Origin of the sequence: Curtobacterium sp. ZW137 (assembly GCF_003762905.1) — a bacterium.
Classification (GTDB): Bacteria; Actinomycetota; Actinomycetes; order Actinomycetales; family Microbacteriaceae; genus Curtobacterium.
The window spans coordinates 46,281-59,198 of record NZ_RJKS01000002.1 but is presented as its reverse complement, the minus strand read 5'-3'; the positions used below and the strand labels follow the sequence as shown (position 1 = coordinate 59,198).

The following is a 12,918-nucleotide window of genomic DNA, read 5'->3' as shown; positions in this document are numbered from 1 at the left end:
TCGATGCTCGAGAGCTCGGGGCGACCGCGCATCGGTGTGATGGGCGGGACGTTCGACCCCATCCACCACGGTCACCTCGTGGCCGCGTCCGAAGTCGCGAAGTCGTTCGACCTCGACGAAGTGGTCTTCGTCCCCACCGGACAGCCGTACATGAAGTCCGGTGTGACCGACGCGGAGCACCGCTACCTGATGACGGTCATCGCGACCGCATCGAACCCGATGTTCACCGTCAGCCGCGTGGACATCGACCGTCCCGGCCCGACCTACACGGTGGACACGCTCCGGGACCTGCACGACCAGCGCCCCGACGCACAGCTCGTCTTCATCTCCGGCGCAGACGCTGTCCAGCAGATTGTCGACTGGAAAGACCATGATGGCCTCTGGGACCTCGCGCACTTCGTCGCCGTGACCCGCCCAGGGCACAACTTGAGCATCACCGGATTGCCCGAGCGCGACGTAAGCTTGCTCGAAGTCCCCGCGCTGGCCATATCGTCGACCGACTGCCGCGACCGGGTGAAACGCGGGAATCCCGTGTGGTACTTGGTCCCCGACGGTGTCGTCCAGTACATCACCAAGCACCATCTGTATCGGAGCGTTGCATGAGTCCGTCCGACGCGCAGCCGCCACTGTCGCGGCGTCAGGCGCGCGAGCGCGAGCGCGCCGCCTCGGGCGGCGCGCAGCCCGTGACCCCGCCGCCGACCGTCCCCTCCACCACCCCGGAGCCCGGCGCTCGTCGCCGACCCGGTTCGCACGTCGCGCCGGCTGCACCCGCGCCGGCGCAGTCCGCTGCGCCGATCGCATCCGCGCCCGGGTCCGTGCCGGTGCAGTTCCCCGCCGGTGGTGTGCCCGAGCAGCCGCCGGCATCCGCGACCGAGATCGTCCCGGGCACCGGTGGACTCACCCGTCGCCAGATCCGGCAGATGCGCGAGGCCGAGGGGCAGGGTGTCCGACCGGTCCCGCTCCAGAACCCCACGCCGCAGTCCTCGGACCGCACCGTGCAGGACGTCCTCGGGACCGTCGCGTCGCTGGAGGACGACGACGAGCAGACCACCCCGCCGACCGCCCCGTCCGGGTTCGCCGGTCCGAGCGCGCCCGCGCCTGCGCCTGCTGCCGGGCCCGCTGCCGCATCGGTCGGGTCGCCCGCATCCGGTGCGCCGGTGTCCGCTCCCGAGCCGCACGCCGCGCCGTCGGACTGGCAGGAACCCACCCCCGAGACCACGCGGCTCGACGACGCCGCGGTGGAACAGGCGACCTCCGCCGACGGGTCACCGGATGCGCTCGAGCCGCTCGAGGAAGCAGCCGCGCACGCCGAGGAACCGCGCCGGCACCGTTCGACGTGGGCGCCCCAGTCCGCAGACGACCAGGCCGCCGTCGAGCAGCCGACCCCCGTTGCAGAACCTGCGACGAACGATGCCGCACCGGCCGACGCAGCGCCGGCCGACGCAGCGCCTGCCGACGCAGCGCCGGTCGACGCAGCGCCCGCTGACGCTGCGCCGATCGCCACGGTCCCGCCGGCTCCGACCGCCGCCGCCGCAGCCACCCCCGGGGTGTTCCCGCTCTCGCTCGACGCCGAGGACGACGACACCAACGAGGTCCCCGTCCAGAGCGCCCCGCAGCCGGCGGACGACGCTCCCGGTGTCGCGTTCCGCCGCACGCCCGAGCCGAAGCCGCTGACGACCGCCTTCGAACCGCCGGTGGGGCACTGGTCCACGCAGGCGCACGACTCGCACGACACCGAGGTCCACGACGAGGAGACCGGCACGCGCCGGATCGCCGAGACCCGGACGAACGCGATCATCCTGCCGAACTCCGCCCTGGCCGACCCCACGGGCGCGCTGAACGCCACCGGCGAGGTCATCCTCACCGGATCGATCGACCTGCCCGCCTCGCTGTCCTCGACCGGCTCGCACCGGCCGATCGACGGCGCCGAGGTCGACCGCCTCCTCGAGCAGCACGACGAGCAGCCCGAGACCGACGCCAGCCCCGTGCGTGCCAGTCGTGCCGTGTCGAGCCACACCTCGACCCGGCAGGTGGTGCTCGCCGCCGCGAAGCCGAAGGAATCGCGTGTGCCGGTCGTGCTCGCCGTGACCGTCGGCAGCGTCTGCGTCGCCGCGGCCGCCGTGATCGTCGTCGCCCTGGTGTCGACGAACTTCTTCGGCGGCTGACCCCGCTCTCCCGAGGGGCCGACTCCCCGTCGCGCCCCGCCCTCGCCGCCGTCGGTGGCGTGGCTTATGATCGTGTCCGATCCGGCACCGTGCTGGATGACAACCGGAAGGACTCCGTGACCGCCTCCACACGCGCACTGGAACTCGTGCAGGTCGCCGCTGGTGCGGCCGACGCCAAGCAGGCCGAAGACCTCGTCGCCCTCGACGTGACCGGCCCCCTGCAGCTCACCGACGTGTTCCTGCTCGCCACGGGGCGCAACGAGCGCAACGTGATGGCCATCGCCGACGAGGTCGAGGACCGCATGCTCCAGGCGGGCGCGAAGACCCTCCGTCGCGAAGGTCGGAGCGAAGGCCGCTGGGTCCTCATCGACTTCGGTGATGTCGTCGTGCACGTCTTCCACGAAGAAGACCGCCAGTACTACTCGCTCGAGCGCCTCTGGTCGGACTGCCCGACCATCCCGCTCGACGTCGCTGCTGCCGCGTCCGCAGCCGAGCACTCGGCGTAAGCCCCGACGCGCCCGGGGTGCGGGTTCGATTTCGTTCCCCGGGTCGGCGATGGTGTACGCTTCTATGGTGCCTCCGGGAAGCCGGAGTCGCGAAAGCAGCAACGACTTGGGTCTGTGGCGCAGCTGGTAGCGCACCTGCATGGCATGCAGGGGGTCAGGGGTTCGAGTCCCCTCAGATCCACCAACGAAGCCCCGCTCTTCTCCGGAAGGGCGGGGCTTTTCCGTGTCCGCCGATCGATTCGAGCGGTTCGCTACGCTGAGCGCATGAGCAACGACGCCCCGCTGTCCGGAACGCAACTGACCATCGCCGCGGCCGGCTACACGGCCGAGATCGCGACCGTCGGGGCCACGCTCCGGAGCCTGCAGCACCAGGACCGTGACCTCGTGGTGCCGTTCGCCGCCGACGAGGTCCGCCCGGTGTTCCGCGGCGCCGTCCTCGCCCCGTGGCCGAACCGCGTCGTCGACGGTCGCTACACGTTCGACGGCCAGGACCACGAGCTCGCGCTCACCGAACCGAAGCGCTCCCACGCCCTGCACGGGCTCGTCGGCTGGACCGACTTCGACGTCGAGTCCGTCGCGCCGGACCGTGTCGTCCTGACGACGACGATCGCGGCGCAGGAGGGATACCCGTTCCGTGTGGTCGTGCGCGTGGAGTACCGCGTCGACGAGCAGGGGCTGCACACGACGGTCACCGGCACGAACACCGGGGACCGGCCGGCTCCGTGGGGGACCGGCCCGCACCCGTACCTCTCCGCCGGCGCCGGGACCGTGGACGACTGGACGCTGACCCTGCCTGCGGCCGAGGTGCTCGAGGTCACCGAGGACCGGCTGATCCCCACGGCGCTCGTGCCCGTGCACGACGAGTTCGACCTCCGCACGCCGACGCTGATCGGCACGCGGTTCATCGACCACGCGTTCACCGGCTTCGACCGCGCGGACGGCACCGCGTCGATCACCCTCACCGCGGCCGACGGTCACGGTGTCCGGATGGTCTTCGGCGACGAGTGCGCATGGGCTCAGGTCCACACCGCCGACCACGTCGTGCCGGAGTACCACCGTGCCGGGCTCGCGGTCGAGCCGATGACGTGCGCCCCCGACGCCTTCAACGCGGGTGCCGAGCGTGGGCTCGTCGTGCTCGACCCGGGTGCCTCGTTCCCCGCATCGTGGACGATCCAGGCGGTCTGACCCCGCGGATCGAGTCCCGCCGGCTGGACGGGATCGACCTGCGCCGGCTCGCACGAGCGCAACGGGACGAGTTCGTCTGGCTCGACTCGGCCGTGCCGCACGGTGCTCCGTCGGCTGCGCACGCGCGGGCCCGGTGGTCGATCCTCACACCGTGCGACGGTCCGTTCGCGGCCCGGTTCCGGCACGAGGACCGGCGCGCCGTCGTGGACGTGTCCATGCCCGCACGGGCATGGTTTGGCGCGAGCCGTGCTGCGGACGAATCGGCCTTCGCCGTGCTCGCCGAGCTCCTCGCCGCCACCCCGGCACTGGACGGGCCGATCGAGGGGCTCGGGTTCGCACTCGGCTGGGTCGGGTTCCTCGGGTACGAACTCGGTCGGGAATCCGGCGGCCCCGACCGGACCGCCGACGGCCACGCGGACGCCGACCTGCGGTTCGTCGACCGGGCCGTCGTTGTCCGTGACGACGGGGCGGCGTGGGCGCTGGCGCTCGTGGTGGACACGGAACCGGACGCGTCGTCCGCGAACCGGGCGTGGCTCGACTCGGTGGCCACCCTGGCAGCGGCCACCGACGTCCGCGACGTGTCCCCGAGCCTCCCGTCCGGCGTGGAGGCGACCGGACGCGTCACGCGAGCCGCCCACGAGTCCGCGGTCGACGCGTGCCGTGCGGAGATCCGCGACGGCAACGCGTTCCAGGTCTGCCTCACCACCGCCTTCGCCCTCCCCGGCACCGGACGGGAGGCTCGGGTCGGCCCCGGTGCGGACCCGCAGCTCGACGAGTACCTGCGGATGCGCGCGACGGACCCCGTCCCGTTCGGTGCGTACCTGCGGCTCGGACCGCTCCGCGTGGCGAGCCGGTCGCCGGAGCGGTTCCTGCGGATCGACGCGGACGGGTCCGTCCTCGCCGAACCGATCAAGGGGACCAGACGACGACTCGCCGACGCTGCGGCTGACGCGGCGGTGCGGGACGAGCTCGCGGCGAGCGTCAAGGACCGCGCGGAGAACGTGATGATCGTCGACCTGCTGCGGAACGACCTGCTCCGGACGGCGGTGCCCGGTTCGGTGCACGTCGATCGGCTGTGCGACGTGGAGACCTACGCGAGCGTGCACCAGATGGTGTCGACGATCGGTGCGTCGCTGCCGCCGGGGGTCTCCCGTGCCGACGTCGTGCGGGCGGCGTTCCCGCCGGGATCGATGACGGGAGCGCCGAAGATCAGTGCGATGGCGATCGCGGACCGGCTCGAGGGGGCACCGCGCGGGGTCTACTCGGGGGTGATCGGGTACTTCTCGGCGAGCGGGGCGGTCGATCTGTCGGTGGTGATCCGCACACTGGTGACGGTGGTCGGGCCCGATGCTGGTGCTGGTGCTGGTGCTGGTGCCGTGGTGCGGTCGCGGACGCTCGGGGCCGGTGGGGCCGTGACGTGGTCGTCGGTGCCGGCGGACGAGGCGACCGAGGTCGAGACGAAGACGCGCTCGGTGCTCGGCAGTCTGGGGGCCGTCGCCCGCTGGTGACCTGTGGATCGAACGGGTGTTCGACCCGGTTGTCCACACGATGTCGGTGCTGATTGACATCATCGAACACATGTTCGAATATGAGGGGATGCAGACGGCGACGGCACTCCGGTCGTCCGGCCCGGATCGGGTCGGGCGGACACCCGGTGCGCGCGCTGCCGGTGCTGCCGGTGCTGCCAGTGCTGCCGGTGCTGCCGGTCGTCCGGCCGGTACCGACCACATCGGTGACGCCCGTGCTGCGCTCGACCGGATCACGTCGCTGCGCTCCCGGGTCGCCGACATGGAGTCGACCCGGGTGGACACCGCCGGGCTCCCCACGGCGCCCGCGCTGGAACCCCTGCTGCCCGGTGGCGCGATCCGCGTCGGGGGCACCTACGCCGTCCCGGAGTCCGTGCTGCTCGCGATGACCATGCTGCAGGCGGCCTCGGCGGCGGGGGCGTGGTGCGCGGTGGTCGGGGTGCCGTCCTTCGGGGTGGAAGCCGCGGCGGCTGCCGGCATCGACCTCGAGCGGCTCGTGCTGGTGCCGGACCCGGGGGACCAGTGGCTCGCGGTGACGGCGGCGATGGCCGACGTCGCCCAGATCGTCCTCACCCGGCCCCTCGGCCGTGTCGTCCCCGGCGACGTCGCACGGCTCTCGGCCCGGCTGCGGCAGCGCGGCGGTGCCCTCGTGGCGCTCGGCTCCTGGCCGGGGGCCGACGTCACGCTGCGGGTCACCGCGTCGGAGTGGAGCGGGATCGGGCAGGGGCACGGGCACCTGACCGAGCGTCGGGCGACCGTGACGGCGACCGGACGTGCCGGTGCGGTGCGCCCGACGACCGCCGAGCTGCTGCTGCCCGCTGCGGACGGCGCGGTCCGGGCAGCGTCGCCGGTGCCGGTCCAGCTGCCGGGCGACGGCCACGGGTTCCGCAGGGACCTCCGTCCCGTGGCGGTGGCGTCGTGATCGCGTCGGGGCGCGTCCGTGCGGACGCGGTCGCCCGGGGCGGTGCGCTGCCCGAGCCGCCGCCCACCCGGACCATCGTGCTCTGGTGCCCGGATTGGCCGGTGATCGCCGCGGCCCGGGCTGCCGGTGCGCCGCCGGAACAGCCGTTCGCCCTGATCGTGAAGGGGCTGGTGTTCGCGTGCTCGGCGTCCGCGCGGCAGGACGGCGTCGCCCGCGGGCTCCGCGTCCGGGAAGCCCAGGCACGCTGCCCGGGACTCGTCGTGCAGCCCTACGACGACGCCCTCGACCACCGGGCGTTCGAGCCGGTCATCCGCGCGGTGGAAGCCGCGGTCCCCGGGGTCGAAGTCGTGCGGCCCGGCACCCTCGCGCTGCGGTCCAGGGGGCCGGCGCGGTACTACGGCGGTGAACGCGCCGCCGCGGCGACCCTCGCGGGGATCGCCGCCGACCACGGCGCCCCGGCAGTGCGGGCCGGGGTGGCGGACACCCCGTTCGCGGCGGAGCAGGCAGCACGTGCCCGGCCGGTGCGCCCGGGGGAGCGGGTGCGCATCGTGCCGGTGTCGGGCTCGGCGGACTTCCTCGCGCGGCTGCCGCTCGGGGTGCTCGGGGACCCCGACCTCGCATCGGTGCTCGACCGCCTCGGCATCGTCACGCTGGGGCAGTTCGCCGCGCTCGGCGACGAACAGGTCCGTGACCGGTTCGGCGTCGCCGGGGCGTTCCTGCACCGGTTGGCGAGCGGACGCGACCCGCGGGAGATCTCCGCGCGCGACGTGCCGCCGGAACTCCGGATCGAAGCCTCCTTCGAGCCGCCACTCGACCGTGCCGACCAGATCGCGTTCGCGTTCCGCCGCTCGGCCGACGACTTCGCCGCACGGCTCCGTGCCGCGGGGCTCGTCGCGACGAGCATCCGGGTGGGGATCGTCGACGAGCGGGACATCCTGCTCGAACGCACCTGGACGCACCCGCGCTGGTTCGACGCCGCCGACGTGGTCGACCGGGTGCGCTGGCAGCTCGCCGGCGGGGTCGACCCGACCGGCCTCGAAGCGCCGGTGACCTCGGTCGTGCTCGAGCCGGTCGCTGTCGACGACATGGCGAACCACGAGCGCGGGCTCTGGGGCTCGGGGCCGGACGAACGCGTGCACCACGGTCTCGCCCGGGTGCAGGGCATGGTCGGCCACGACGGCGTCGTGACCCCGCGCATCGGCGGCGGACGCACGCTGTCCGAGCGGATGGTGCTCGTGCCGTGGGGTGACGCCCCACCCGCCGACCTCACCGCGGTGCGCGACCGCCCGTGGCCAGGCAAGCTCCCGGGGCCGCCGCCGGCCACGGTGCTCGAACGCCCGCGGCCGGTGGACGTCGTCGCCGGGGACGGCGGCAGCGTGGACGTCGACGACCGCGGGGTGCTCTCCGGGGCGCCGGAGCGGTTCCGCGCCGATGGTGACCGTGGCGGCCGGTTCGCCGCGGTCACGGCGTGGGCGGGCCCGTGGCCCCTCGTCGTGCGGTGGTGGGATGCCGGCGGCCGACGACTGCACCGCCTGCAGCTCGTCGACGCCGACGGGCGGGCCTGGTACCTGGTGCTCGCAGACCACCGGTGGTGGGCGGAAGCCGTGGCGACGTGAACGGAGCAGCCTGATGGGCTACAGCAACCCACCCATCCCGTGGTCCCAGTTCGAGCGTGCCCTCTCCGACAAGCGGAGCCCGGGGACGGCGACGGACGGCGACGGCGGTGACAGTCCGGCGTGGTCGCGGAAGCGTGCGCCGTACCAGCCCGCAGGGCTGCCGGACGGTGACACCGGGCCGGTGGTCCCGTACGCCGAGCTGCACGCGCACTCCACCTTCAGCTTCCTCGACGGCGCCAGCCAGCCGGAGCACCTGTTCGAAGAAGCGGCACGGCTGCGCCTGCACTCCCTCGCGCTCACCGACCACGACGGCTTCTACGGTGCCGCCCGGATGGCAGAGGTGGCAGAGGCCTACCCGAGCGTGGGCACGGTCTACGGCACCGAGCTCTCCCTCGGGCTGACGGAGCCGCAGAACGGCGTCCCCGACCCCGAGGGCTCGCACCTGCTCCTGCTCGCCGACGGCCAGGACGGCTACCACCGGCTCGCGGGGGCGGTGACGAGCGCGCACCTCGCCGCGGGGTCCGAGAAGGGCCGGCCGCGGTACGACCTCGACGACCTCGCCGCACGGGCGGGCGGACACTGGCGGGTGCTCACGGGGTGCCGGAAGGGCACCGTCCGCCGAGCCCTCGAGCAGGGCGGGGAGTCCGCGGCGGAGACCGCCCTCCGCGCGCTGCTCGACCGCTTCGGCACCGGGAACGTCATCGTCGAGCTGCTCGACCACGGCGACCCGCTCGACAGCGCCCGGAACGACGTCCTCGCGGCCCTCGCGGCGCAGCACGCGCTGCCGGTCGTGGCGACGGGGAACGTGCACTACGCCACCCCGGACCGGTTCCCGGTGGCGACGGCGCTGGCCGCGGTCCGGGCCAGGCGGAGTCTCGACGAGATCGACGGCTGGTTGCCTGCGGCGGACACCGCGCACCTGCGCTCCGGCGCCGAGATGGCACGGCGCTTCGCGCGGTACCCCGGGGCGATCGAGCACACCGTCACGCTCGCCGACGAGCTCGGGTTCCAGCTGAAGACCGTCAAGCCCGGGCTGCCCGATCTCGACGTGCCGGACGGGCACACCGCGATGTCGTGGCTGCGCGAACTCACCTGGGACGGCGCGCGACGGCTGTACCCGGGCAGCGCCGACGGCGTCGACCCACACAAGCGGGAGCGCATCGAACGCGAACTGTCGGTGATCCAGGAGAAGAACTTCCCCGGGTACTTCCTCATCGTGCGGGACATGGTGCAGTACGCCCGCGGGCGGGGGATCCTCTGCCAGGGCCGGGGGTCCGCGGCGAACTCGGCGGTCTGCTACCTGCTGGAGATCACCGCGGTGGACTCGATCCGGTACGGGCTGCCGTTCGAGCGGTTCCTCTCCGCGATGCGCGACGAAGAACCCGACATCGACGTCGACTTCGACTCCGACCGGCGGGAAGAAGTGATCCAGTACGTCTACGACAAGTACGGCCGGTACAACGCCGCACAGGTCGCGAACGTCATCACCTACCGGCCGAAGGGCGCCGTGCGGGACATGGCGAAGGCGCTCGGCCACAGCCCCGGGCAGCAGGACGCCTGGTCGAAGCAGGTCGAGCGGTGGGGCTCCGTGACCGAGAGCGAGGACCACGACATCCCGGCGGGTGTCGTCGGGCTCGCCAGCGACGTCCTCGGCTTCCCGCGGCACCTCGGCATCCACTCCGGCGGCATGGTGCTCACCGACCGCCCCGTGGGGGAAGTCGTGCCGATCGAGCACGCCCGGATGGACGGCCGCACCGTGCTGCAGTGGGACAAGGACGACTGCGCCTACATGGGGCTCGTGAAGTTCGACATGCTCGGGCTCGGGATGCTCGCGGCGCTGCAGTACTCCTTCGACCTCGCCGCGGAGCACTGCGGGGAGCGCTGGGAGATGCACTCCATCCCGAAGGAGGAACAGGGCGTCTACGACCAGCTCTGCCGGGCGGACACGATCGGGGTGTTCCAGGTGGAGTCGCGCGCGCAGATGGGCACGCTGCCCCGGCTGCTCCCGCGGCGGTTCTACGACCTCGTGATCGAGGTGGCGCTGGTCCGCCCGGGGCCGATCCAGGGTGGCGCGGTGCACCCGTACATCCGTCGGCGCACCGGCGAAGAGCCGATCACGTACATGCACCCGTCGCTCGAACCCGTGCTCGAACGGACCCTCGGGGTGCCCCTGTTCCAGGAGCAGCTCATGCAGATGGCGATCGCGGTCGGCAACTGCTCCGGCGACGACGCCGACCTGCTCCGGCGGGCGATGGGGTCCAAGCGCGGTCACGAGAAGATCGACCGGCTCCGGGACAAGCTCTACGCGGGGATGGCCGACAACGGCATCCACGGCGAGGACGCGGACGCGATCTACGCGAAGATCCAGGCGTTCGCGAACTTCGGCTTCGCGGAGAGCCACTCGATCAGCTTCGCGCTCATCGTCTACGCCAGCGCGTGGATGCGGTTGCACTACCCGGGGGCGTTCCTCGCGGCGCTGCTCCGGGCGCAGCCGATGGGCTTCTACTCGCCGCAGACGCTCGTCGCCGACGCCCGGCGGCACGGGGTGACGGTGCTCCGGCCGGACATCCTGCGTTCCGGCGTGGACGCGACGCTCGAACCGGCCGGGGTGCCTGCCGGTGCCGGCGCCGATCCCGTCGCGCACGGGCACGCGGACGGGCACGGACACGGGTTCGGGGACGACGCCTGTCTCGCCACCGAGCAGGACCCCGTGCTGCCCTTCGACAAGGCGCTGCCCGACGACACCGCCCGGCACCGTCGCGACGGGGCCTTCGCGGTCCGCCTCGGCCTTGCCGAGGTCGCGTCCCTCGGCCGGAAGAGCGCCGAGCGGATCGTCGCCGAGCGCGACGCGAACGGCCCGTTCGTGGACATGTCCGACCTCGCCCGCCGGGTCGGCCTGACGACGGCGCAGCTCGAGGCACTCGCCGCCGCCGATGCGTTCGCGCCGTTCGGTGTGGACCGCCGCGGCGGCATGTGGTCCGCCGCGCAGGCAGCTGCGGAACGGGCCGACCAGCTCCCGGACACGCAGGTGGTCGTGCAGCCGCCGCTGTTCGGGCAGATGACGAGCGGCGACGTCCTCATCGCGGACATGTGGTCGACGGGCATGACGACGGATGACCACCCGGTGCGCCACGTGCGGGACCGGCTCGTCGCGAAGCGGGTGTTGAGCGTGGGGGGCCTCGCGACGGCGGAGACCGGGCGGCGGATCGAGGTCGGCGGCATCGTGACGCACCGCCAGCGACCGGCGACGGCGTCGGGCATCACGTTCATGAACGTCGAGGACGAGACCGGCCTGGTGAACGTGATCTGCAGCGTCGGGGTGTGGGGGCGCTACCGGCGGGTGGCGCGCGAGTCGCCGGCGGTGATCGTGCGGGGGATCCTCGAGCGGTCGCCGGACGGCGTGGTGAACGTGGTCGCGGACCGCATCGAGCACCTGTCCCTGTCCGTCCGGACCCGCTCCCGGGACTTCCAGTGAGCGGCGCGGGCAGTGAGCGCGGCGAGCGCCGGCGCTACTGCTGCGCCTCGGGGATGCGCACGGTGACCTCGAGGCCACCGGAGCGGACGTTGCGGAGGGACGCCGTGCCTCCCGCGCGTTCCGCGACCGCCCGCACGATCGCGAGCCCGAGGCCGGAGCCACCCGGCACCGGGATCCCGCCGGTCGCCGGGTCGGGGTTCGGTCGCGACTTCCGGGCCTCGTCGGGCCGGGTGAAGCGGTCGAACGCGACGGGCACGAACGACTCCGGCACGCCGGGGCCGTCGTCGGTGACCTGCAGCTCCCCGGCGTTCCCGGCGGTCCGCCACGTCACCAGGATCCCGCCGCCCCGAGGCAGCGCGGCGACGGCGTTGCCGGCGATGTTCGTCACGAGCTGTGCCATGCCACCGGTGTCGAGCCGGTACCGCGGCTCGACGGTCCCGCCGCCGATGCCCGGACCGGAACCGCCGACGGCGACGGGCGGCTCGAGGTCGAAGTCGACGGTGATGTCCTTCGCGCTCGCGATGAGCCGGACGCGGTCGACGGCGGCCATCACCTCGTCACCGAGGTCCGACCACGCGGTGAGCGGCCGCTGGTCGCCGTCTTCGGAGCGCCGTTCGGACTCCTCGATGCGTGACAGCGTGAGCAGGTCGTTCGCCAGGCGGGACAGCCGCGCCACGTTGTTCTTCGCTCGTTCGATGTGGCCGGCGAGGGCTGCGGCGTCGTCGGCGTCGAGCGATGCCAGGTCGAGCTGGGTGGTGAGGATCGCCAGGGGTGTGCGGAGCTCGTGGCTGGCGTCGGAGACCATCTGGCGTTCCCGCTCCGTCGCCTGGCGGGTCCTGGCGAGGAACGCGTTGAGGGTGGTGGCCAGGGACGCCAGCTCGTCCTGGGCCGGTCCGACAGGCAGTTCGGCGCGCTCGGGTGCGACGGAGAGGCGCTCGGCCTCGCGGCGCATCCGGTTCACGGGGCGGAGCGCGGCGGTCGCCAGGACCCACGACGCGATGCCGAACGCGACCAGGATGGCCAGGCCGGTGATCGAGAGGGTCGTGGTGAGGTCGTCGACGACGATCGCCTCGGCCTGCGAGTTGCGGGCGGCCACCACCGTCCAGCGACCGGCACCGTTCACCGGGTGCTCCACGACGACGCGGTACTGGGAGCCGGACACGTCGATGACGCTCGTGCCGGCCGAGGTCGTCGTCAGGCTGCCGAGTGCCCGCTCGACCCGGGTCGGCATCGTGGAGAGCACGATGTCGCCGGCGGGGGAGACCACCGCGACGAGCTGCGCGTTGCCGGGTGGCGACAGGTCCGGGTCGCTGTCGACCTCGAGCGTCGCGACGTACGGGTCGGCGTCGGCGTCGAGCAGGGTCCTGGTGGCCGACGCGACGACGCTCACGACCTGGAACCGCATCACCAGGACGAGCAGCACGATGACGACCGCGGCGATCGCCGTCGACCCGATCGTGATCCGCGACCGGAGCGAGAGCAGCCGGAGCGGCCTGAAGAAGCGCATCGGTACGACGGGCCCC

Annotated in this window: 9 protein-coding genes and 1 tRNA gene; 9 read left to right on the top strand and 1 reads right to left on the bottom strand. The window is 73.2% G+C overall.

The window, feature by feature from the left end:
• Positions 1–3: 3 nt before the first annotated feature.
• The 9 genes from nadD (at position 4) to EDF55_RS05385 (ending at position 11,395) form a co-directional block, all read left to right on the top strand.
• Positions 4–603: a nicotinate-nucleotide adenylyltransferase gene (gene nadD / locus EDF55_RS05425; protein WP_123653945.1), complete on the top strand. Its 600-nt coding sequence runs from the start codon at positions 4–6 to the stop codon at positions 601–603.
• The gene (locus EDF55_RS05420; protein WP_123653944.1) at positions 600–2,165 is read left to right on the top strand and encodes a hypothetical protein; all 1,566 of its coding nucleotides are present in this window, start codon (positions 600–602) and stop codon (positions 2,163–2,165) included. Before nadD ends, EDF55_RS05420 begins: the two co-directional genes overlap by 4 nt.
• A gap of 116 nt (positions 2,166–2,281) precedes the next feature.
• Positions 2,282–2,671 (top strand): ribosome silencing factor, encoded by a 390-nt coding sequence (rsfS, locus tag EDF55_RS05415; protein ID WP_123653943.1) that lies wholly within the window; start codon positions 2,282–2,284, stop codon positions 2,669–2,671.
• Positions 2,672–2,779: 108 nt separating this feature from the next.
• Positions 2,780–2,855, top strand: a tRNA-Ala gene (locus tag EDF55_RS05410).
• 80 nt (positions 2,856–2,935) lie between these two features.
• Positions 2,936–3,856 (top strand): aldose 1-epimerase family protein, encoded by a 921-nt coding sequence (locus EDF55_RS05405; protein WP_123653942.1) that lies wholly within the window; start codon positions 2,936–2,938, stop codon positions 3,854–3,856.
• Positions 3,835–5,364 (top strand): anthranilate synthase component I family protein, encoded by a 1,530-nt coding sequence (locus tag EDF55_RS05400; protein ID WP_185017168.1) that lies wholly within the window; start codon positions 3,835–3,837, stop codon positions 5,362–5,364. Before EDF55_RS05405 ends, EDF55_RS05400 begins: the two co-directional genes overlap by 22 nt.
• 70 nt (positions 5,365–5,434) lie before the next feature.
• Positions 5,435–6,304, top strand: coding sequence for a hypothetical protein (locus EDF55_RS05395; protein WP_260235833.1), 870 nt, complete (start codon positions 5,435–5,437; stop codon positions 6,302–6,304).
• Positions 6,301–7,920: a DNA polymerase Y family protein gene (locus tag EDF55_RS05390; protein WP_123653940.1), complete on the top strand. Its 1,620-nt coding sequence runs from the start codon at positions 6,301–6,303 to the stop codon at positions 7,918–7,920. The genes EDF55_RS05395 and EDF55_RS05390 overlap by 4 nt, the downstream gene beginning before the upstream one ends.
• A gap of 13 nt (positions 7,921–7,933) precedes the next feature.
• Positions 7,934–11,395, top strand: coding sequence for an error-prone DNA polymerase (locus EDF55_RS05385; RefSeq protein WP_123653939.1), 3,462 nt, complete (start codon positions 7,934–7,936; stop codon positions 11,393–11,395).
• A gap of 34 nt (positions 11,396–11,429) precedes the next feature.
• On the opposite strand, the gene EDF55_RS05380 is transcribed toward EDF55_RS05385, so the two are convergent.
• Complete coding sequence (locus EDF55_RS05380; protein WP_123653938.1) at positions 11,430–12,902, bottom strand: HAMP domain-containing sensor histidine kinase; 1,473 nt, start codon at positions 12,900–12,902, stop codon at positions 11,430–11,432.
• Between the last annotated feature and the right edge of the window lie 16 nt (positions 12,903–12,918).